The sequence below is a fragment of the Hymenobacter nivis genome (assembly GCF_006439025.1).
In the GTDB taxonomy this organism is placed as follows: Bacteria; Bacteroidota; Bacteroidia; order Cytophagales; family Hymenobacteraceae; genus Hymenobacter; species Hymenobacter nivis_A.
The window spans coordinates 127,603-149,865 of record NZ_RCYZ01000003.1 but is presented as its reverse complement, the minus strand read 5'-3'; the positions used below and the strand labels follow the sequence as shown (position 1 = coordinate 149,865).

Here is a 22,263-nt window from a genome sequence, read left to right as displayed (position 1 = left end):
GGCCATGCCGGGCCCCCCGGGGCCCCCGGCTACCGCGCTTCCAGCCCCACCACCTTGGCCGCCAGCACGGCTAGGTCCAGCCCGTCGAACGTGCCCGACGACATGAGCAGCAGGTTCGTATCGTCCCAGTGCTGGGCGTGGAGAAACTCGGCCAGCTTGTGGCTGTCGGTGATGACGCGCAGGTCGGGGCGCTGGAAGGCAGCGGCCACAGCCTCGGGCGGCAGCGGCGGCAAACGCTTGTGCTCCAGCACGTGGGGGTTGAAGTACACCACCGCCACGTCGGGCGCGTCGAAGCAGTGCGCGTACTGGGGCAGGAAATCGGGGTTGAGCGAGCTGAAGGTGTGCAGCTCCAAACAGGCAACCAGCCGCCGCTGCGGAAACTGCTGCTTGAGGGCCCCCGCCGTGGCGCGCAGCTTGCTGGGCGCGTGGGCAAAATCTTTGTACACCACCGAGGTGGCCCCGCGGGCCAGTAGCTCCAGCCGCCGCGCTGCCCCGGGGAACGACGCCACCGCCCGGTAAAAATCCTTGCCCTTGATGCCCAGCTGCTTGCACACCTCGCGCGCCGCCGAAATGTTGCGCAAGTTGTGCTCGCCAAACACCTGAATCGGCACCTCCTCGTCCTTCTTGGTTAGCAAAAACGTCTGGCCGTCGCGCACCACGCTCTCGTGGGGCCCGTAGCCGATGTAGGTCACGCTGGGGTTGGTGGGCACGGCGATGAGCTGGGTCTGCTCGTCGTCCTGGTCGTAAATCAGCACGCCCGACTTGGGCGTCATGTCGGCGAAGATGCGGAACTGCTCGCGGTAAATTTCCTCGGTCGGAAACACGTTGATGTGGTCCCAGCTGATGCCCGAAATCACGCCGATGTGGTGTTGGTAGAGGTGGAACTTGGGCCGCCTATCGACCGGCGACGACAGGTATTCGTCACCCTCGATGATGATGACCGGCGCGTCGTCCGTCAACTGTACCATCAGGTCGAAGCCCGCCAGTTGGGCCCCCACCGCGTAGTCGAACTTGCGGCCGTAGAAGCGCAGCACGTGCAGGATGCAGGCCGTGATGCTGGTTTTGCCGTGCGAGCCGCCGATGACCACGCGCTGCTTGTCGCGGCTGGCCTCGTAGATGTACTCGGGGAAGGAATAGACCTTCAGGCCCAGCTCCTGGGCCCGCAGCAACTCCGGGTTGTCGGGGCGGGCGTGCATGCCCACAATTACGGCGTCGAGCTCGGGGGTGATGCGGGCCGGGTCCCAGCCCTCCTGCGAGGGCAGCAGGCCAGCGGCGGCCAGGCGGCCCCGGGCGGGCTCAAAAATCTCGTCGTCGGTACCCGTCACGTGGGCCCCCTGGCGGTGCAGGGCCAGCGCCAAGTTGTGCATGATGCTGCCGCCCACGGCGATGAGGTGCACGCGCCGCGGCGCAGAATCGGAAGAAGTCAAATCGGTCATGCGAAGGAAAAGAGCGAGCCGGGCCCCGGGCCCGGCTTGGGGCCGCGAAAGTACAAAAACTACCCGCCAAACCGGGCCCGGGGCCCCGGTTTGTCATGATTTTATGCGCCGATTTCCATCCATCCGGGGTTAGCTTTGTTATTCGGGCCCGCCGTAGTTTTTGCCAATTCCCTGGCGTTTATTTACAATTACTTCATTATCAAATGCCAGACGAAATGGACGACCGCGTCAAGCAATCCGCTGCCCGCGCCAAAGCCGCTTGGGCAGGGCGTGGTACCAGCGGGCAGCCGTTCCAGGCCAGCGCCGCCGGCAAGCTGCCGCCCCAGGCCCTGGAGCTGGAGGTGGCCGTGCTGGGGGCCCTGATGCTGGAGAAAGACGCCCTCACCTCGGTCATCGACATCCTGCGCCCCGAAAGCTTCTACAAGGATTCGCACCAGCGTATTTTCAAGGCCATCATCAGCCTGTTTGATAAGTCGGAGCCCATCGACCAGCTCACCGTGGTGCACGAGCTGCGCGAGCTGGGCGAGCTAGAGGCTTGCGGCGGTGCGTTTTACGTGGCCGGCCTCACGATGAAGGTGAACTCGGCGGCCAACGTCGAGTTTCACGCCCGCATCATCACGGAGGCCGCCATCAAGCGCGAGCTGATTCGCATTTCCAGCGAAATCCAGCGCGACGCCTTCGAAGACACCACCGACGTATTCGCCCTGCTCGACCAAACCGAGCAGGCCCTGTTCGAGGTGTCGGAATCGAACATTCGCAAGAACTTCGACGACATGCGCAGCCTGATGGGCAAGGCCATCAAAGAGCTGGAAGAGAAGAAGAACCAGAAGGACGGCCTCACCGGCGTACCCTCCGGCTTCACCGCCCTTGACCGCGTAACCAGCGGCTGGCAACCCTCTGACCTAGTGATCATTGCGGCGCGGCCAGGCATGGGCAAAACCGCCTTCGTGGTGTCGGCCATGCGCAACGCGGCGGTGGAGTTTAAGCGGCCGGTGGCCATTTTCTCGCTGGAAATGTCGTCGCTCCAGCTGGTCAATCGTCTGATTTCGGCGGAGGCGGAGTTGGATTCGGACAAGATCAAGAAGGGCACGCTGGCCGACCACGAGTGGCAGCAGCTTAACCACAAGATCACCGATCTTTCGGCGGCCCCAATTTACATCGACGATACGCCGGCCCTGAGCATCCGCGAGCTGCGCACCAAGTGCCGCCGCCTGCGCTCGCAGAAGGACGTGCAGCTCATCATCGTGGACTACTTGCAGCTGATGAGCGGCAACACCGACGGCCGCGGCGGCAACCGTGAGCAGGAAATTGCCAGCATTTCGCGGGCCCTGAAGGGTATCGCCAAGGAGCTGAACGTGCCCGTGCTGGCCCTGTCGCAGCTCTCGCGCTCGGTGGAAACCCGGGGCGGCGACAAGAAGCCGCAGCTGAGCGACTTGCGCGAATCGGGCTCAATTGAGCAGGACGCCGACATGGTAATCTTCCTCTACCGCCCCGAGTACTACGGCCTCGACCAGGACGCCGAGGGCAACCCCACGCAGGGCATGGGCGAGGTCATCATCGCCAAGCACCGCAACGGCTCGCTCGAAACCGTGCAACTCAAATTCATCGGCCGCTTCACCAAGTTTGCCGACCTCGACAGCGAAAATGGTGGCGGTTTCGGCGGGGGCTTCGGCGATGCGGGCGGCTACCAGCCCCAGGGCCTGCCGGCCAGCAACTTCGACGACGAGCCCAGCGGCAACAGCTTCGCGCCCAATACCATCCGGCTGGGCTCGAAAATCAACGAGTCGCCAGTGCCATTTCCCAAAGGCAACCTGAACAAGTACGAGGAGCCGCCTTTCTAGAATAATCGGCTGGCCCACAGGTTGTTTGTGATACTAAAAACGGTCGTGCTGAACGAAGTGAAGCATTCCTCCCGCGGCAGTAATTATTTGCCGGCGCGGGAGAGATGCTTCACCTCGTTCGGCATGACCGTTTTTATGGCGCGCTATGGCCACGCCTTTGTGCGCTTGACTGGTTAGGTACTGAGTTTAGAATTCATGGAAACAATTTCGGTAGCGACCATCGCCCTGCTGTGCTTTTTTACGTTCCTGGCCGGCTTTATTGACGCCATTGTGGGCGGCGGGGGACTGATTCAGCTGCCGGCGCTGCTGCTGCTGCTGCCCGGCGTGCCGGTGCCCACGCTGCTGGGCACCGGCAAAGTGGCCAGCCTGGCGGGCACCACCGCAGCCTTGCGCCGCTACCTCACGGGCCCCACAGCGGTGCCGTTGCGCTGGCGCACGGTGGCCGTCACGGCGCTGGTGGCGGGTGGCTTTGCGCTGCTGGGGGCCCGGGCCGTGAGCGGGCTGCACAAGGAAGCCGTGCGGCCGCTGGTGCTGGCCCTGCTGGTGCTGATGGCCGCCTACACGCTCTGGCGCAAGGACTTCGGGAGCACGCACGCGCCGCGCCTGCACGGCCGCCGCGAGGTGCTGGTGGGCGTGGTGCTGGGCGCGGCCATCGGGTTTTACGACGGGTTTTTTGGGCCTGGCACGGGCAGCTTGCTGCTGTTTGCCTTCGTGGGCCTGTTCGGCTACGATTTCCTGACGGCTTCGGCCTCGGCCAAGTTCGTGAACATGGCCACCAACGTGACCGGGCTGGCCTACTTCGTGTACACGAAGCAGGTCATCTACCAGGTGGCACTGCCGATGGCGGTGTGCAACGTGCTGGGGGCCACGCTGGGCATTCAGGTGGCGTTGCGGCGCGGTACGGGCTTCGTGCGGGTGCTGTTCCTGGTCATCGTCAGCACGTTCATCCTCAAGCTAGGCTGGGAGACATTTCAGCCAGCGCCAACGGCGCCGCCGCCGGCAGCGCAAACGCCTCCGCCAGCAGCTCGTACGAGCGCAGCCGGTCCTCAAACTCAGCCGTGATGGTGACGGCGATGATTTCGTCGATGCCATAGGCTTCGGCCAGGCGCTCAAACTCGGCCTTCACCTGCGCGGGCGTGCCGCTCACCACGCGGCCGCGGCTCTGCGCCATTTGGAACTCGTCTTCCACCGTGAACTGGTAAGCGCGCACGTCGGCGGCGGTGGGAAAGGTGAGGCGCTCACCTTTGTTGAAGCGCAGCAGCTGCAAGTCCATGGAGGCGCGCAGCTCCCGGGCCTTTTCCTCGGTGTCGGCGCAAATGGTGAATACGGCCAGGTTGGCCGCTGGGGCCCCCAGCTCGGCCGAGGGGCGGAACCGCTCGCGGTAGGTGCGCACCGCCTGGGGCCCCCCGTTGGGATTGATGAACTGGGCAAACGTGAAGGCTGCGCCCACGTGCGCCGCAAACAGGCCGCTTTGCCCGCTGGAACTCAGCAGCCACAGCGCCGGCTGGGTGGCCGACTGCGGAATGGCCATCACTCGCTCGTGGATGGTATCGGGCACCTTGTCGTCGCGCAGGTAAGCCTGCAAGTCCATCAACTGCTCGGCAAAGTCCTGGTCGCTGAACGTGTTGTGCGGGTTCAGGGCGTGGGCTGTGAGGCGGTCGGCCCCCGGGGCCCTCCCAATGCCCAGGTCGATGCGGCCCGGGAACAGGGCCTCGAGCAGGCGGAAGTTTTCCGCCACTTTCAGGGCCGAATAGTGGGGCAGCATCACGCCGCCCGAGCCCAGGCGGATGCGGTCGGTGTGGTTGCCAAGGTGGGCCAGCAGCACCTCGGGGGCCGAGCCGGCCAGCGTGCCAGTGTTGTGGTGCTCGCTCACCCAGAAGCGGGTGTAGCCGAGGCGGTCGGCCAGTTGGGCCAGCTCAGTGGTTTCGAGCAGGGCCTGGCGGGCAGTAGCGCCGGGGCGAATGGGCGATTGGTCGAGGACGCTGAGGCGGAGGGGCGTGGGCATGGCGGTGGGGCTGAGGTATCTTTTTAGAACCAACAGCCAGCGCTTCCGGTTCGCGGGGGTAGGGCCCCGGCGCTAGCGGCCCGCCGCGGGGGCCCTGGTTTCGGCCACCGCCGCCTCGGGTGGCTGGCGGCCCAGCCACTGCGCCATGCTGCTGGCCAGCACAATCTGCACCGAGTGGTAGAGCATGAGCGGGAGCAGGATGAGCCCCGTGGCGGCGGCCGGAAACAGCAGGCTGGCCATTACGCTGCCGTGCACGAGCGACTTCTTGGAGCCGCAGAACACCGCCACAATCTTGTCGGCCCGCGAGAAGCGCAGCGCCCGGCCCAAGCCCCACACCAGGCCGAATACCAGCAGGTACAGCCCCGCCAGGCCCGCCCCCAGCGCCAGCACGCTGGCCGGCTGGTAGCTACGGAAAATCCCTTCGGCAAACGAGTCGGAAAAAGCCGTGAACACGATGAGCAGGATGGTCACCTGGTCGAATATGCGCAGGGCCGTGCGGTGCCGGTCGGCCAGGGGCCCCAGGCGGCTGTTGAGGGCAATGCCCGCCCCCACCGGCAGCACCACCTGCCAGAGCAGCTGCGTGGCCAGGCCCCCCAGGTGCTGGGCATCGGTGCCGGTGCGCAGCACCAGGCTGGTGAGCAGCGGCGTGAGCACGATGCCCAACAGGCTGGAAACGCTGGCGTTGAAGATGGCCGCCGGTAGGTTGCCGCCCGCAATGCTCACCATCACCACCGACGTGGAAACCGTGCTGGGCAGCGCGCACAGAAAGAACAGGCTCGGCCAGAGCAGGTCGCTGGGGCCCCCGCCGAACAGGGGCCGCACCAGCAGCGCCAGCACCGGAAACAGGCCGAACGTGGCCAGCTGCACCAGCGTGTGCAGCCGCCAGTTGCGCAGCCCGGCCCGCAGTTGGGCAAAGCTCAGCTTCAGGCCGTAGAAGAAAAATACCAACGCCACGCCCGTGGTCGTCACCAGCTTCCACGGCACGGGGCTGGCCGGGCTGCCCAGCGTGGGCCATGCGTAGGCCAGGGCCACCACGGCCGCCAGGGCCAGCAAAAACCAGTCGAGCCCGGCCCGGGCCAGCAGGGCCCCCAGGCGGGTGGGGGCAGGTGCGGAAGAATCAGCCATAGCGGGCAAAATACGGCCTGCCGGCCCGAACTAGGGGCCCAGCCGATGGGCCCCCGCGTTGGGCCCCCGGGCAGCCCGGCCAGCGGATTGGCCGGGGCGCGGCTATTGCTTGCTGATTTTGAAGCTGGTATCCAGGGCCGCGCCCGTGAGGTGGACCAGGTAAAACCCGCTCTTCAGCCCCGAGAGGTCGACGGTATTTTGGGCCCCGGTGTTGTCGTAGGCGCGGCTGAATACCTGGCGGCCGGCGGCGTCGAGCACGGTGAGGCGGTGGGCCTGGCCGCCGGCGGGCAACTGGTACGTGAGGCGGCCAGCCACCGGGTTGGGGTAGAAGCCCGCGGCGGCCGCGCCGGCGGCCCGGCCAGCCAGCACCGTGCCTGCCGGCACCAAGCCGAAGCCGAACACCTCCGTGCTGGTGATGGTGGCGCTGGCGCAGGTCATGGGTTGGGTGCCGTCGCCGCTCGATACGTACTTGCCATTGGTGCCGCGCAGCGAAACGGTGCCGTCGGCATTGCCCAGCCACTCAAACACTTCCCCACCCGAAATGGAGGGCCGGCCGCAGGTCATGGGCCCCGTGCCGTTCTCCGACGACACGTACTTGCCCTGGTTTTGCAGGGTTACCTTGGAGCCGCTGGCGGCGGCCACCAAAAATACCTCCCAGGCCCCGTAGGCGGCCCGGGCGCAGGTCATGGGCTGGGCCCCGTTCTCGCCGGATGCGTACTTGCCATTGGCTCCGCGCAGCCACACGGTGCTGCCCACGGGGGGCGCCGCCCCGGTGGTGCCGTTGTAGTTACCGCCGGCGGGGTAGTTCACAATGCCGTTCTGGTTGGGGGCCAGGGCGTTCACCACGCTGGGATTGGGGACGCAGTTGGCAAACTTGATGTTTTCCAGCACCTGCGCCAGGCCGCCGGGGCCGTCCACAATAAAGGGCGGGGTGATGCGCGAGAGGGCCGCGTTGGGGCCCGTATCGAAGCGCTTGTACGTCCAGTGGCACCAGCCGATGCCCACCGAGTTGAGGCTGGTGGCGGCCTCGTGCATCCAGCCAGCGGTGTTTTCGCCGGTTTCGCCCACCCAAATGGGCACGCTGTACCGGGCGCGGAAATTCTGAAGGTTGCCGATGAAGCGCAGGCTGTTGGGCCCCCCCTCCGTCGAGCTCACGTTGTTGTCCATCAGGTAGCCCGCGGCGCTGTAGCGGTGCGAGTTGTAGACCAGGTTGGGCGCGTTGGCGAAGGTGAAGGGCTCCAGGTAGTTGAAGTCGTTGCCGTAGCCGTTGCCCTCGATCAGCAGCAGGTGGTTGTCGCCCTGGGCCCGCACGGCGGTGATGAGGCGCTGCAACAGGTCGTGGATGGGCGGGTTGCTGGGCACGTTGTTGGGCTCGTTCAGCAGGTCGTACATGGCCACGCGGGCGTCGTTCTTGTAGCGCGCCGCCACGGCCTCCCACAGCCGCACGGTCATGTCGCGGTAAATGGCCCGGTTCCACAAGTCCAGGGGCTGGAGGGCGTCGGCAATGTTCACGTCGGTGCCCTGCGAGCCGGGCGCGGCGTGCAGGTCGAGGATGACGTACATGCCGTTGGCCGCGCACCAGGCCAGGGTGTTGTCAATCAGCCGGAAAGCTTCCAGGTTGGCCGGGTCGGCAAACAGCTGGTTGCCGTTGTACCAGCCGGTGAGGGCGCTGACGTACGATTCGTACGTAGTGGTGCCGCGCATCACGTTGTTGCGCACCGCCCGCTGGGCCGGCGTCAGAAACAGGTCGTAGTGCAGCGGCAGGCGCACGCAGTTGAAGCCCCGGGCGGCCAAGTAGTCGATGTCGGGCTTGGTGATGAAGTTATCGCGGTAGCCTTGGTAAAACGTTTCCACAGCGGCGTCGGTCATGCCGGCGTTGTAGAGCGTTTGCTTCACCGTGCCCTGGGTTTGCTTGCCGTTGATGCCCGCCCAGGTGGGCTTCACGATGTAGCCTTCCTGCAAAGCCCAGCCGCCCAGGTTCACGCCGTTCAGCAGCACTTCCTGGTTGTTGGCATTCAAAATTTTGGGCCCCGTGGCGTGCAAAAAGCTCTGCGCAAAAGCCGAAGTGGGGCAGCCCAGCAAAACCAATAGCAGCGCCAGCAGGCGCAGGGTGCCCCGCAAAGCCACTAGCGGCGCGGGCACAGAAGAAAGCGAAAGGAAGCGGCGCATGGGGCAGAAAGGTGGAAGAAGTGGAAGGGGGTGGCAAGCCAAGGCCCACCGCCCGGCTGGCCCGCAACGGGAGCAGCAGGCGGTGGGCCAGCGCAGAAAAAAGGCTGGCGGTGGCCTAAAACGGGGTGGCCCGGCGAATTGCCCAAAGGGCTTCGTCGGGCCACGCTTATAGTTGAACAGGGGCCCTGTTCTTCAGTGAGAGTGGCCCAACGACGAAAAAAGTCGCCGGACCACCCCGTTTTATACCGCCGCCAAAAAGACTTACTTGTATTGGTAGTAGCGCACGTAGTCCACCGTCATTTGCTGGGGGAACACGGTGGTGGCATCGGGGTTGCCCAGGAAATCGCCGCCCACGGCCACGTTCAGTACCAGAAAGAAGGGGTTGTTGAACGGGTAGATGGAAGCGTCGCTGGACGTGAACGTGTAGTAGAGCGTGCCGTCGAGGAAAAACCGCATCTTGTCTTGGCTGCGCACCACGCTGAAAACGTGGAAGTCGTCGGCGAAGCTGGCGTTGTTGGGCAGCGTAACCGGCTCAATGCCTTTGTATTTGTGGGCCCCGGTGGCGTCGGGGTAATGCATGGTCGAAAGAATCTTGTTGGGGGCCTGGCCGCGCAGCTCCATGATGTCAATCTCGCCGCACTTCGGCCAGTTGTTCTGGTCGATGTCGGAGCCCAGCATCCAAATGGCTGGCCAGATGCCTTGGCCCTTGGGCAGCTTGGCCCGCACGTCCACGCGCCCAAACTTGAAATCCTGCTTGCCCTTGGTCAGCATCCGGGCCGACGTGTATTCGCGGCCCCCTTGGGACTGTTTCTTGGCTTGAATAACGAGGTTGCCCCCGCTCAGGGCCGCGTTTTCGGTCGAGTTGGTGTAGTACTCCAGCTCGTTGTTGCCCCAGCCGTTGTTACTGCCCAGGTCGTAGCCCCACTTGGTAGCGTCTATGGCCGCGCCGTCGAACTCGTCGCTCCACATCAGCTCCGTGTACTGGGCATAGTCCCGGGCTTCAGCGTTGGCGGCCGCCGGCGTAGGCGTTACAGGCGTAGCAGGCGTGGGCGTTACCGGCGTGGGGGCCGGGGCCGACTTGTTCTCGGTGCAGGCCCCCAGGCCCAGGGCCAGCGCAAAGCTGGCCCGGAACAAGTGGCGGCGCGAAAGGAAGTTTTTCATAAATTAAGCAACGCTGGGGGTGAGAGGTAGGCCGGGCGCACCCGCTATTTGGCCACCAGTTTCATCTGGAAAATGGTGCCGGCGGTGGACTTGCCAGCTCGGAGTACCATGTGCGTGGCGTCGATGCTGATGATGCGGTACGTCAGGTCGGGGGCGTCCGTCACCCCGATGAAAGTGCCGGCTTTCTGAAACTCAAACATGGCAATGCCCGGCCCCACGGCCGACCCAAACGTGAAGGTGGACGTGCCCGACCGCGGCGCAGAACAGCCCCCCGCGTTGCCGGCCACAAAGGTCTGCCCCTTGGCGTCGTAGGTGAAGGTATTGGCGTTGGAGAAGGTGTATTCGTCGTCGGCCTGGCAGGCCGGTAGGCTACCAGCGGGGCCCCCGGCGTAGTAGCCGTCGGGGCTGGCGTCGCTGGGGCCCACGACGATGGCGGCCGCCACCGAGTTGTCCACCAGCCAGGTTTTGGAGGAGCCGCCGGTCAGCAGCAGCTTCACCGCGTCGGTCACCGGGGGCAGCACCAGGTCGGTGACGGCCGACACGCCGGTGCCGCCCTTGCCCGAGGTGATGAGCTGCGTTTTGACGGTGCCCCCGGTGTTGTAGGTGTGTGTGATGGTTTGGCCCGTGCCCCGCGTGCCGTCCCCGAAGTCCCACTCGTAAAACGCGGCGTCGGTGGCGGTGGCCGTGAAGGTGACCGAGGTGGTGAGCCCCACCGCTTTGGGCGTCGACGTGGTGAAGGTGGCCGTGGGCACGGGGCCGTTCAGCTGGCCCTTGTCGTTTTTATCGCAGGCGGTGAAGAGGAGCGGGCTGGCCACTAAGACCCAGGCCGCCTTGTTGCGAATGTAATTCATACTAAATCAGGCTGAATAGGCGAGGATAAAAGGCTAGTAGCCCGGGTTTTGAACCAAGCCGGGGTTGGTGTCGATTTCCGACTGCGGAATGGGCAGCACCAGGTTGTTTTGGGTGGGGATGCCGTGCACGTTGGGGGCAATGCCCCGGAGGGTGGCCGCCTGCTGCGTCATGCGCGGAATGAAGGCGTGGTCCGTGAGCGTGGGGTACAGGGTGCCGGCGCGCTTCATGTCAAACCAGCGGTCGAATTCAAACGCCAGTTCGTACTTGCGCTCCCGCAGCACCAGGTTGGTGAAGTTAGCGCTGGCCGCCGTCAGGTCGTGGGCCGCCGAGGGCGTATTGTAGTCGAGGCCAAACGAGCGGCGACGCACCTTGTTGATGGCCTCCAGGCCCTCCGTGGTGGGCCCCACGGCCTCGGCCACAATCAGGTACATTTCGGCCAGGCGTAGCACGGGTACGTTCAGGCCCGAGTCCCAAATGTTGGTGTTCACCTTGCCGATGAACCACTTCTTGCAGTTGTAGCCAAACGGCGAGCCGGTGGCCTTGGCGGCGGCTTTGCTGCCGTCGGGGTAAGTGTCGCCGGGGGCCCAGATAGTGGCGGTTTTGCGGGTGTCGCCCGTTTCGTAGCCGGCCACAAAATCGGGGTCCGGGATGTTGAAACCGTAGCCGCTGCCGGGCGTCTGGTTGGCGCCCCGGGGCCCAAAAAACTCGTTCATGGCCGAGCCCACTTGGTTGCGGTCGTACTGATTGCGGCCGCTCACGTACTGAATTTCAAAGAGCGACTCCTTGGCGTTGTTGTTGTTGTTCTCGATCTTAAAGTTGTCGGCGTAGCTGGCCCACATCGTTTTGCCCGAGTTGTTGATGACCTCACGGGCCCGCTGGGCGGCCTCCGTTTTCTTGCCTTCGGTGATGTACACCTTGGCCAGCAGGCCCGTGGCGGCCCACTTGGTGGCCCGGCCCAGGTCTTCGCCGCTGTACGAAGCCGGCAGGTTGCCAATGGCATCGGTCAGGTCCTGCTCAATCTGCTTGTACACGTCGGCCGCGGGTGTGCGGGGGATGTTCACGGCCGACGGGCTGGTGGGCGGGGCCGTGAACAGGGGCACGTCGCCGTAGGCCCGCACCAGGTCGAAGTACATCTTGGCCCGCAGGAACTGCGCCTCGCCGAGGCAGCGCCGCTGGATGGCGGGGTCCATGTTGGCAATGTTCGGCACTTTCTGAATGACGATGTTCGCCCGTTGCAGCGCAATGAACGAGCCGCCCCAGAGCCGGGTAGCAATGAAGTTGGTGGTCGGAATGCTGAAGGCTTCGAGCTGCTTGAACTCGATGCCGTCGTTGCCGTCGTCGCCGCCCGTGCTGGAAATGTCGGCCCACATGTCGAAGGCCCACTGGGCTGCGTTGTACTGGCCTTCCTTGGTCAGCTCGCTGTAGGCGGCCGTTACGGCCTGGATGGCGTCCTGCTGGGTTTGGTAAAAGTTATTGTCGGTGATCTGGTCGGCCGGGGCCTCGTCCAGAAACTTGGCCGTGCAGCCGCCCAGTAGCCCGAGCGAGAGCAGAAACGCTCCGCACGTAAATTTTGAGATAGTCATGACGCGATAAGTGGAAAGTAGAGAGGATTAAAACCCGATGTTCACGCCGCCCATGAACACGCGCGTTTGGGGGTAGATGCCCAGGTCGACGCCGCTGGCGCTCACCTCCGGGTCGTAGCCGGTGTATTTGGTCAGCGTCACCAGGTTCTGGGCCGTGACGTACACGCGCAGCTGCGAGGCCGAGATGCGGCCCATGATGCTGCGGGGCAGCGTGTAGCCGAGCGTCAGGTTTTTGAGGCGCACGTAGGAGCCGTCCTCAATGTAGTGGGTCGATACGCGCAGGTTGTTGTTGGGGTCGCCCACGATGGCCCGCGGCACGTCGTTGCTGGTGCCGGCGCCGGTCCAGCGGTTCAGCACGTTGGTGGTGCCGTTGGTGGTGCTGTACAGGGCGCTCTCCGTGATGTAGCGGTTGAGGTTGTACACGTCGTTGCCCTGCACGCCCTGAATGAAGAAGCTCAGGTCGAAGCCTTTGTAGCCCAAGGTGTTGGTCAGGCCAAAGGTGTAGTTCGGGTTCGGGTTGCCGATGAACGTGCGGTCCGCGTCGGTAATCACGCCGTCGCCGTTGATGTCCTTAAACTTGATGTCGCCGGGGGCAGTGCCCGCGTTCTGGTAGTTATTCGCCTTGGCCGTGCCGGCCAGGGCCCCAGCGTTCAGGGCATTCAGCTCCTCTTGGCTCTGGATCAGGCCATCGGCCGTGTAGCCGTAGAAGGCCCCGAAGGCCTGGCCCGCGTCGTAGCGCACAATTGTGCCGCTCAACGAACCCAGGCCGTTGTAGGGCACGCCGGCGCCCAGCGACACCAAGCGGGTTTTGTAGGCCGACACGTTGAAGGTCGTCGTCCAGGTGAGGCCCCCGCCCGAACCCACAAAGTTGTGCGAGGTCAGCGAGAAGTCGATGCCGCGGTTGTAGGCGCTGGCGGCGTTGGCGTTCACCGACTCGTAGGTGCCCGACACGAGGGAAGGCGGCACGGGCGCAATCAGGTTGGGCGAGTTGCGGTTGTAGAGGTCGATGGTGGCCTCCAGGCGGTTGCCGAGGAAGCCCATTTCCAAGCCGATGTTGGCCTGGTCGTTGTATTCCCAGCGCAGGTTCGGGTTGGCCAGGCGGGTGGGGGCCCCACCCGTGTTGATGGTACCATCGGGCCCGAAGGGATAGACGGCGCCGAAGTTGATGGAGTATAAGTAGGCGAAGCGCCCGGCGTTCAGCTCGTTGCCCACGCGGCCGTAGCCGGCGCGCAGCTTCAGGTTGCTGATGGTGTTGCTGCCCTTGAGGAATTCCTCCTCCGAAATGCGCCAGCCCACCGAGGCGCTGGGGAAGAAGCCAAACTTCTGGCCTTCCTGGAAGCGCGAGGAGCCGTCGTAGCGGGCCGTGGCCTGGAAGATGTACTTGCCGGCGTAGTCGTAGTTGAGGCGGCCGAAGTAGCTGGCCAGGTGGCGGGCGGGGTCAATGGTGCCGGCGTTGGCCAGCAGCGTATTGATGGGTCCCACGTTGATGGTTTGCAGGTCGTTGCGCAGGTAGCCCGTGCGGTAGGCCTCCACGTTGCTGTAGTTGAATTCCTGCGCCGACTGCCCCACCAGCAGCGTGGCGTGGTGCTTCTCGGCGAAGGTGCGGTCGTAGGTAGCGGTGTTCTCAATCAGGTAGCTCGGCGCGTAGCCGGCCGTAGCGCCCGCGCCGGCCGTGATGTAGCGCTGGGTGTAGCCGGCCAGTTCGGGGCCCTTGGGCGAGAACTGATTGAAGTTTTCGAAGACCAGGTCGGCCCCCACGTTGGTGCGGAAGCGCAGGCCTTTGAGGGGCTCCAGCTCGGCGTAGAACGTGGTAGTGGCCCGGTTGCGGGTGAACTTCTGGTTGGCCCGCAGGGATGTAGCCAATGGGTTTTCCTCCGTAAAGTTATCCGAAGCACTGTTGGGCTGGTACCAGTAGCCATCGGGCCGGTAGGCCTGCACGGTGGGCGGAATGCGCAGCAGCTGCTGTACCGCCCCGTACTCGCCGTTGTTACTCGTAATCTGGCGGTCTTCCGAGTGGGTGAGCGAAATGCTGTTGCCAATCTTGAAAATGCGGCTCAGCTGCACGTCGCCGTTGGCGCGAAGCGTAAAGCGCTCAAAATTAGAGCCCAGGATCACGCCATCCTGCTGGAAGTAGGTGCCCGAGAGGGCGTAGCGGGCTTTCTCGCTGCCGCCGGTGGCCGAGAGGGAGTAGTTCTGGATTTTGGCGCGGCGGAACAGCAAGTCCTGCCAGTCGGTGCCTTGGCCGAGGGCGGCCGGGTCGCGCAGCTTATCCAGCGCAATGGGCTGGCCGGCCGCAATGCGGGCCTCGTTGTTGATTACGGCGTATTGCTCCGCGTTGAGCAGATCCAGCCGCCGGGCCACGGACTGCACGCCGCGGTAGCCGTCGAGGTTGACGGTGGTTTTGCCCGCCTTGCCCCGCTTGGTGGTAATGAGGACGACGCCGTTGGCCGCTCGCACCCCGTAGATGGCGGTAGCGGAGGCATCCTTCAGCACGTCAATCGTTTCGATGTCGTTCGGGCTGATGTTGTTGAGCTGGCTGTCGCCGTTATCGGGCAGCGGAAAGCCGTCGACCACATACAGCGGGTTGTTGTTGCCGGCCGACGTTATGCCGCGAATCCGCACCGACGTACCAGCCGCGCCGCCGGGGGCCCCGCCGTTGGAGGTAATGGTGACGCCCGACACCTTGCCCTGAATGGCCTGGGTAGCGTCGGCCACCGGCTGGCGCACCAGCTCGGCCCCGTTCACCGACGAGATGGCGCCCGTGATGCTGCCGCGCTCCTGGGTGCCGTAGCCCACCACCACCACTTCGTTCAGCGCGGCTACGTCAGCTACTAACGCGACGTTGAGCGGGTTGCGGGCACTGGAGATGGCCACTTCCTGCCGAACGAAACCCACGTAGCTGAATACTAGGGTCCCGCCTTCAGGGGCGTCGAGCGTGAATTCACCGTTGGCATTGGTGCTGACGCCCTGGGCAGTGCCCTTGACGAGTACCGTCACCCCGGGCAGGCCCTCGCCGTTGGCCTGCATCACCCGGCCCGTAACGGTCACCGGTGGTCGCACCGAGGTAGACTTTCGGGCGCTTTGGGGCCCTAGGTGGGGCACCGGCGCGGCTGAGCTGGCCAAGACCGGCAATCCGCAAGCAGCTACCAGCGCAGCTTTGCGAAAATTGGAAAAGTAGCGGGTTTGATCCATAAAAAATGAGAGGGTGGGTGGATAAGGGAGGAGGTAAATGGATGCGTAAGAACTTTGGTGTAACCTGCCAGATGCTTAAAAATCAGCAGTGCATTCGGTATACACAATCGATTGCTTTCAATTAATACTATTTCGATTTTGGACGGTTAATCTCAGTTGCTCAAGGCTTGCAGAAGCGCTTCGATCTTGTAATCTGTGCTGGCACGCTTACTCGAATGGCTACAACCTGTAAAAGCAGTAACCGCAAAATCATTTAGACCACGCCTCGAAGTAAGCGGCAAAGAACGCAGGCTTTGAGAAGTGAGAACAACTCTGTGAAAACAGCCTAATAGTAAACTTCTCAATGGTTGAGAGTACCAAAGATATTTTGACTTGTTGCAAATGCGCAAACCAAAAATTTGTCTGAAAGCCCCCAAAGGGCTTTTTTTAGCTTTGGTAACAAGTAATCAATACGCTTACAGCACACGCAGCGAAGCGTGTTACCTGGCCTGAGGGGTCTTGAAGAGTAATAGGCGAAGATGAAAAATTGTTAAAAAACAACGCGGTAAGCATGTCATTAGGCAATAATTTATTAACAAGCTGCGGCCCGCGCTACGTATCAGCTGCCTTTTCTGCAATCGATGCAATAGGTATGGGGTGAATTGTCGGAGCATCATCGGCTTCCTCAGCAATGGCAAGCAACACATGCGTCCAGTCTTCTTGCTCGTCATAGTCTGCACTGGCGCGCCGACGATGGATGGCATCGATTGTCTTTTGGCCAAAACTCCAGCAGGTAGCTTGCCGCAGGTCTAGCAACTGGCTCATCTCGGCGATGGGATACTGGCCCTTATGAGTGTGCAGCAGAAACACGGCGTATAGGGCCTTCACCGCCGAGAACTTGCACTTGTGGAGCAGCGTGTAGGCCGTGGCCGATTCTGCGTAGCGGCAGCGGGTGCACCGCCGGGCGTACAGCTCACGGCCCTCGCAGTACTTACCGTGGCCGCACTTGCGGCACTGGTAGCCAGCTGCCCACTTCAGGTTGGCGAGGTAGGCCAGGCAGGCATCTTTGTCAGGATAGAGCTGGCTGAATTCGCCAAAATCCATTTCGCGGGCCGTAATCCGCGCTTCCTGCGCGTGGTGCAAGTCGGCCTGGAGGTCGGTGTTGAGCTTGGTGATGGCGGCGGACTGCAACGAAAGCAAGCCGTTGGCTTCGAGCAACTCCCGGTTTTGCGCAGCAATGGTTTCGCCTTTGTTCTTGATTTCCGTGGTGCGCTGGGCCACTAAAGCTTCCAGCTCAGAGTTGAGCCGGTCCTTGAGCACTTCGTTTTGGTGGAGCTGCTCGACGAGCAGTCCCTGGGCCACGTGCTTGCTGCGCAACTGCTCCACCAGCCGCTGCTGCGCCTCGATGGTGTCGTCGTTGATGGCCTTGATCTTATCGCCCAAGGCGTAGGACAGCACCACGACCTCGGCCACAAACGCCATGTTGAGGCTGTATACGGTGAACGTATTGGTCAGGGCATCAATACCTAACTTACGTAGGATGAGGAACAACAGGCTGGCGGACACCAGGGCCTGGGCCAGCAAAAACAAGCGCGCCGGCCGAAACCCGAGCTGGTAGGCACGGGCAGCTTCGTAATAAACCAGGCCGTAGGGCAGCAAATACAGCCAGAAGCCAAGGCCCGAGCGCACCCACACAGCATCGGCCAGCAACAGGATGGCGCTGCCCAGCACCACGGCCCGCACCACGGGGTCGAGGCGCGGCAGGCGCTGGGGCGCGTCGAGGAAATAGCGAGCGTAGTAGCTGAAGGTGAGCAGCAGTAGGATGGGGGCCCCGGCGATGACGGCCTGGTTGAACCAGGGCAGCTCGGGCCAGAGGTACTGAAACCCCAGGCCATCCTCGGACAGGAACAGTAGGCCGCAGCTCAGCACATACAGCACGTAGCGCAGGTAGGTTGGGTCGTGGGTGAGCAGGTAGATGAATAAATTGTATACTACCATGATGAGCAGCACCCCATAGAACAGGCCGAGCAGGCCGTATTCGGTTTGGAAGTGGCTGGCCAGAATCTCTTCGGTACGTAGCTGGCTGAGGAAGCTAGTCTTGGAATTGGATTGCAGCCGCAGGTAGAACACCTGCGCACGGCCCGGCGCCAGCGGCAGCCGGAACAGGTAGTTTTTGTAGCGAAAGCGGCGGTTGTTGAACGGCACGTCGGCCCCCGTGCGCCGAGGGCCACCGGGGGCGTAAAAGGTAATGTCGTTGATGTGCGAGTCGAACAGCTCCAGGTACCAGTGCCGGCCGGTCGAATCCTGGTTGCTCACGGGCAGCCGCACCCAGTACGCCGCCCCCACGTGCTGCATGCTGCTGGCCGTGCGGGCCCCCAGCACAAAGCGGCGGGCGTTGGCGGGGCGCTGCACGTCGGCCAGCGTGAGGGTGCCGGTGGGGTCTTCCAGTATGCTGTAAAACAATGGATTAACCAGTATTTCGTCAGCGCCAGCGCGGATGCGCAGTGTGTCGCCAGCCGGGGCCCCATGGCCGGTGTGGGCCAGTGCCAGCACTAGCAGCAGGCCCACCCAAGCTGTGCGAAGCCAGGGCCCCCAAGGGAGGCGTGGTGAAAAACAAGCCATCGGGGCTTCGAAATGAAATACGACAAACGATTGCAAGATAACCAAGCCCATGCCGCATGAGCGTGGCCTTGTGCTTGCGGCCCGAGGCCCCGGCGGGGCTGCCGGGCCGCAGGCACCAAAAAAGCGCCGGGGCCCCAGGGCCCCGACGCTTCGCAAGTCGCAGCAAACCAGTTGCTTACTCGTTGCCGCCCAGGCCGGGGGCCGCATTTCCTTGCACGCCTTGTACGTTGGGCACGCCCATTTTCTCCTCGCGCTTGCGCTGGTACTTGTCGAACTGCGCCGGGGTGAGTACTTCCTTTAGGGCCTCCAGGCGCGACTGCCCCACGGCGTCGACGAGGCCCTGGAGCTTGCGCGGGTCGGTGCGGTAGCGCACGCGGCCGCTTTCCACCGCCGCCACGCCGCGCTGGTTGATGGCGCGCACCTTTTCGGTTTGCTGGGGCGAGAGGCCCAGGTTCTGCTGCATGTTGGTGGTGAGGGCGTTGGCGCGGGCCTCGGTGCCAGCCGGGGTGGGCCCCGGAATTTGGGCGGGGGCCGCCGGGGCGGTGGGGGCCTTGGCCTTGGGTTTGCCCACGGCCTGGGCCTGGGCGGCCGGCGCGGCCAGGGCCGCCAGCAGGGCTGGTAGTAAGAAGCGCTTCATAACAATAAGATAAGACGAACCCGCGGGGCCCCACGAAAACCGGGTGGCCGGCCCGCAGGTGTAAATATCGGGCCAAAAACGTGCCACGGGCCCGCCCCGCCCCGCCCGGGGGCCCCGTGGCCGGGGTGGGCCGGGCCCGGGCCCCGCACAAAATCAGCTGGCCAGCGCAACCTTTGGGGCCCGCTTTCCATACTATCCTGCATGAACCACGCGCCCGAAAATCCCGCCCCCGCCTCGCCCAATTCTTCCTCCTCCACGAGCAGCTGGCTGCTGGCCGCCGGCCTGGGGGCCGTCGCCGTGGCCGCCACGCTGTGGGCCAACCGCCGCGGCAGCTATGAGCTCACCGGGCGGGTGGTGCTCATCACGGGCGGCTCGCGTGGGTTGGGCCTCGTGCTGGCCCGGCAGGCGGTGGTGGAGGGGGCCCGGGTGGCCATCTGCGCCCGCGACGAGGCCGAACTGGAGCGCGCCCGGCTGGACCTGATTTCCTACGGGGCGGCCGAGCGCGACGTGCTCACCCTGGCCCGCGACCTCACCGATGCCAACGAAGTGCGCACGATGGTGGCCGAGGTAGAAAACCGCCTGGGGCCCGTGGACGTGCTCGTGAACAATGCCGGCATCATCACCGCCGGCCCGCTCGACAACATGGAGCTGCGCGACTTTGAGGACTCGATGGACACGCACTTTTGGGCCCCCTTGCACGCCATGCAGGCCGTGCTACCCAGCATGCGCCGGCGCGGCGAGGGCCGCATCGTCAATATTTCGAGCCTGGGCGGCAAGGTGGCCATCCCGCACATGGTGCCCTACAGCGCCAGCAAGTTTGCTCTCGTGGGCCTTTCCGAAGGCTTCCGGGCCGAGCTGCGACAGGAGGGCGTCCGCGTTACGACGGTGTGCCCCGGGCTGCTGCGCACCGGCAGCCAGGGCCAGGCCATCGTGAAGGGGCAGCACAAAAAAGAGTTTGCCTGGTTCAGCGTGGCCGATGCGCTGCCCGGCTTCTCGATGGACGCCGAGCAGGCCTCGCGCCAAATCTGGAACGCCACCCGGCGCGGCGACGGCGAAATCATCCTCTCGCTACCGGCCAAGTTCCTGGCGGGTTTCCACGGCATTCTGCCCGGCATCACCACCGACGTGCTGAGCTGGATGAACCGCGCCCTGCCCGCCACCGGCGAGAGCGAGGCCGCCAACGAGCGCCGCCGCGGCTACGAAAGCGAGTCGGCCGTCACCCGCTCGCTCCTCACCGCCCTCACCCGCAAAGCCGCCCGTGACAACAACGAGCTGGAATAGGGCCCCCAGCGCCGGCTAGTCTCAGCGCCGGGCGCTGAAAGCTGCTTCGGCAGGATAGCGTTGGGTGGGTGTAATGGCGTCTCCTCGCCGAACGATAGCCGCCTGGTGGGAGGCGCAAGGATGCACATCTGAACCCATCTGTGTACCAAGGTGCCCATCCTGCCACAGCCGCGTTAGGGGCCCCGGGCAGTATTGGCCGGCTCCTCAGTTTTCCGTTGGTGCAGCGGTAAATGGGCCAACTGGCGCACAGCTGCCTGCCCGGGCCAGCCCGGGCTTGGGGCCGCAACCGCAATTCCGCCCCATATTCGCCCATGCAATTCCCCGTCGAATTGGCTTGGGGCCCCGTGCGGCTGCCCGTGCACCTGCTCTGCGAAACGCTGGCCTACGCCTTGGGCTACCGCCTCTACGCCTACCTGCGCGCCCGCACCGCCGACCGCATCAGCGACGAGGGCCGGCAGTGGATTTTTGTGGGGGCCGCCGCCGGGGCCTTGCTCGGCTCGCGCCTGCTGGGCCTGCTCGAACACCCCGATTTGCTGCTGCACCCGCCCGGCGGCTGGCTCTATTACTTCACCAACAAAACCATCGTGGGTGGCTTCCTGGGCGGCCTGGTGGGGGTGGAGCTGGTGAAAAAGCGCCTGGGCATCACCGCTTCGTCCGGCGACCTGATGGTGTTTCCGCTGCTGCTGGGCCTGGGCATCGGGCGCGTCGGCTGCTTCTTCAGCGGCCTCGCCGACGGCACCTTCGGCACTGCCACCGCCCTGCCCTGGGGCATCAACTTCGGCGACGGTGTGGCCCGACACCCCACCAACCTCTACGAAATCCTGCTGCTGGGGGCCCTGGCGCTGCTGCTGGGGGCCCTGGAGCGTGGCGGCCCGCTGCCCAACGGCCGGCGCTTCGAGTTGTTTCTGGCCGGGTACCTACTGTTTCGCTTATTGGTAGAATTCATCAAGCCCACGCCGGCCCTGCCGGGGCTGGGCCTCACCGCCATTCAGTGGGCGTGCGCGGCCGGGCTGGGGTACTATGTTTGGGGGTGGTGGCGCAGTAGCACCCGGCAGCACAGTGCGCCGGCGGAAGCACAGTAAAGGCGTTCAACCTATTGCTGGTGCTGCTCAGGAAGCCGCCGAAGTAGTACGCTCATCTGGCGTTCAATTTTAAATGCCAGACTTTTCGCATAGCATGCACAAGTATTTTTTTTGAGCATAAAAAGGGTACCTAATAACATCGTTGAAATGGCAAAAACTGCTGAAAGATTTACTTCGCTGGATGTGTTTCGGGGCATGACGGTGTGTTTCATGATTATCGTAAATACCCCCGGCTCAGGAGCCGCTGCCTGGGGGCCCCTCAACCACGCCGACTGGATTGGTTTCACCCCCACCGATTTGGTTTTCCCTTCCTTTCTTTTCGCGGTTGGTAATGCCTTGAGTTTTTCCAAAGCGAAGTACGAATCGAATACCACATTCCTAGCCAAGGTATTTAAGAGAACGGTCATTATCTTCTTGCTTGGCTACCTCATGTACTGGTTCCCCTTCTTTCACCGCGTTGATAATGAATGGGTATTCAACTCCGTAGCAAATACCCGCATTATGGGCGTGCTGCAGCGCATTGCGCTGTGCTACTTTTTCGGGTCGCTCATCGTGCATTATTGCACCCAAAAAACGGCCGTTATTATTTCCGCCCTGCTATTAATTAGCTATTGGGTGCTTTTTGTGTATTTCGGCGAAGTTGGCAAGGAATACACCATGCTTGGCAACGCGGGCACTCTGCTAGATAAGCTAATAATTGGCGATGCGCACCTGTACCACAAGGGCGGCGGGCCAATTGCCTTCGATCCGGAGGGCTTACTGAGTACGATGACCAGTATCGTGAACGTGATTGGCGGCTTTCTAGCCGGATCCTATCTTCAAAAAAAAGGCAAGAATTACGAGTCCGTGGCAATGCTCCTTGTATGTGGCGCACTGCTAATCTGTGCCGCACTTTTCTGGGGTCAGTTTTTTCCCATAGCAAAGAAAATGTGGACAAGCTCATTTTCTTTGCTTACCATTGGAATCGACTTGGCCACGTTAGGTTGCCTGATTTTAGCCATTGAAATCAAGGACATACGGAAGGGTACATCGTTCTTTCTTATTTTCGGCAGGAACCCGCTAGCCATTTATCTGCTATCAGAGCTGTTGCTGGCACCGCTCCAATTGCTGTGGGTTCGCCCCGAATTGAGCTTTTTTGATTGGATAAATCAGGTCTTTTATCAGCGAATTTTCCCCGGCTCCCTGGGCGCCTTCGTCTTTGCCATGAGCTATATGCTCCTGTGCTGGGTGGTGGCGTACGTACTTGATAAGAGGAGGATTTACATTAAAATATAACCTGTTAAAATAAGCATCTGCCC

General features: G+C 63.3%; 15 protein-coding genes. 5 read left to right on the top strand and 10 right to left on the bottom strand.

The annotated features are described in order from the left end of the window. Positions 1-29: 29 nt before the first annotated feature. Positions 30-1,436, bottom strand: a complete 1,407-nt coding sequence (locus tag EAH73_RS08475) for a UDP-N-acetylmuramate--L-alanine ligase (protein ID WP_140466064.1) — start codon at positions 1,434-1,436, stop codon at positions 30-32. Between the two features lie 203 nt (positions 1,437-1,639). Here EAH73_RS08475 and dnaB point away from each other — a divergent pair, with 203 nt between their 5' ends. Then, positions 1,640-3,277 (top strand): replicative DNA helicase, encoded by a 1,638-nt coding sequence (gene dnaB, locus EAH73_RS08470; RefSeq protein ID WP_205012982.1) that lies wholly within the window; start codon positions 1,640-1,642, stop codon positions 3,275-3,277. Between the two features lie 195 nt (positions 3,278-3,472). Then, on the top strand, positions 3,473-4,339 hold the full coding sequence (locus EAH73_RS08465; RefSeq protein ID WP_140466063.1) for a sulfite exporter TauE/SafE family protein: 867 nt from the start codon (positions 3,473-3,475) through the stop codon (positions 4,337-4,339). Here the strand turns inward: EAH73_RS08465 and EAH73_RS08460 are convergent. The 9 genes from EAH73_RS08460 to EAH73_RS23015 all read right to left on the bottom strand — a co-directional run bounded on the left by EAH73_RS08460 (position 4,227) and on the right by EAH73_RS23015 (position 18,602). Beyond that, positions 4,227-5,282, bottom strand: a complete 1,056-nt coding sequence (locus EAH73_RS08460) for an LLM class flavin-dependent oxidoreductase (RefSeq protein ID WP_140466062.1) — start codon at positions 5,280-5,282, stop codon at positions 4,227-4,229. The genes EAH73_RS08465 and EAH73_RS08460 overlap by 113 nt on opposite strands. A gap of 72 nt (positions 5,283-5,354) precedes the next feature. Continuing rightward, complete coding sequence (locus EAH73_RS08455) at positions 5,355-6,407, bottom strand: bile acid:sodium symporter family protein (RefSeq protein ID WP_140466061.1); 1,053 nt, start codon at positions 6,405-6,407, stop codon at positions 5,355-5,357. Between the two features lie 102 nt (positions 6,408-6,509). Next, complete coding sequence (locus EAH73_RS08450; protein WP_140466060.1) at positions 6,510-8,576, bottom strand: cellulase family glycosylhydrolase; 2,067 nt, start codon at positions 8,574-8,576, stop codon at positions 6,510-6,512. Positions 8,577-8,837: 261 nt separating this feature from the next. Further along, entirely contained in the window at positions 8,838-9,737 is a 900-nt protein-coding gene (locus EAH73_RS08445) for a family 16 glycosylhydrolase (protein WP_140466059.1), read from the bottom strand. A gap of 44 nt (positions 9,738-9,781) precedes the next feature. Then, entirely contained in the window at positions 9,782-10,588 is an 807-nt protein-coding gene (locus tag EAH73_RS08440) for a PKD domain-containing protein (RefSeq protein WP_140466058.1), read from the bottom strand. Positions 10,589-10,621: 33 nt separating this feature from the next. Further along, entirely contained in the window at positions 10,622-12,172 is a 1,551-nt protein-coding gene (locus tag EAH73_RS08435) for a RagB/SusD family nutrient uptake outer membrane protein (protein WP_140466057.1), read from the bottom strand. Positions 12,173-12,199: 27 nt separating this feature from the next. After that, positions 12,200-15,364 carry a SusC/RagA family TonB-linked outer membrane protein gene (locus EAH73_RS08430; protein ID WP_140466056.1) on the bottom strand — a complete coding sequence of 1,055 codons (3,165 nt, stop codon included), beginning with the start codon at positions 15,362-15,364 and terminating at the stop codon, positions 12,200-12,202. 591 nt (positions 15,365-15,955) lie between these two features. After that, complete coding sequence (locus EAH73_RS08425; protein ID WP_161599482.1) at positions 15,956-17,911, bottom strand: 7TM diverse intracellular signaling domain-containing protein; 1,956 nt, start codon at positions 17,909-17,911, stop codon at positions 15,956-15,958. 229 nt (positions 17,912-18,140) lie between these two features. Further along, positions 18,141-18,602 carry a hypothetical protein gene (locus EAH73_RS23015; RefSeq protein ID WP_161599481.1) on the bottom strand — a complete coding sequence of 154 codons (462 nt, stop codon included), beginning with the start codon at positions 18,600-18,602 and terminating at the stop codon, positions 18,141-18,143. 201 nt (positions 18,603-18,803) lie between these two features. Between EAH73_RS23015 and EAH73_RS08415 the strand changes: the two genes are divergently transcribed. From EAH73_RS08415 to EAH73_RS08405, 3 genes are all read left to right on the top strand, one after another. Next, positions 18,804-19,883 (top strand): SDR family NAD(P)-dependent oxidoreductase, encoded by a 1,080-nt coding sequence (locus EAH73_RS08415; protein ID WP_140466054.1) that lies wholly within the window; start codon positions 18,804-18,806, stop codon positions 19,881-19,883. Positions 19,884-20,194: 311 nt separating this feature from the next. Continuing rightward, positions 20,195-20,965 carry a prolipoprotein diacylglyceryl transferase gene (locus EAH73_RS08410; RefSeq protein ID WP_140466053.1) on the top strand — a complete coding sequence of 257 codons (771 nt, stop codon included), beginning with the start codon at positions 20,195-20,197 and terminating at the stop codon, positions 20,963-20,965. A 147-nt stretch (positions 20,966-21,112) separates the two neighbouring features. Further along, positions 21,113-22,240: an acyltransferase family protein gene (locus EAH73_RS08405; protein ID WP_140466052.1), complete on the top strand. Its 1,128-nt coding sequence runs from the start codon at positions 21,113-21,115 to the stop codon at positions 22,238-22,240. Positions 22,241-22,263 lie beyond the last annotated feature (23 nt).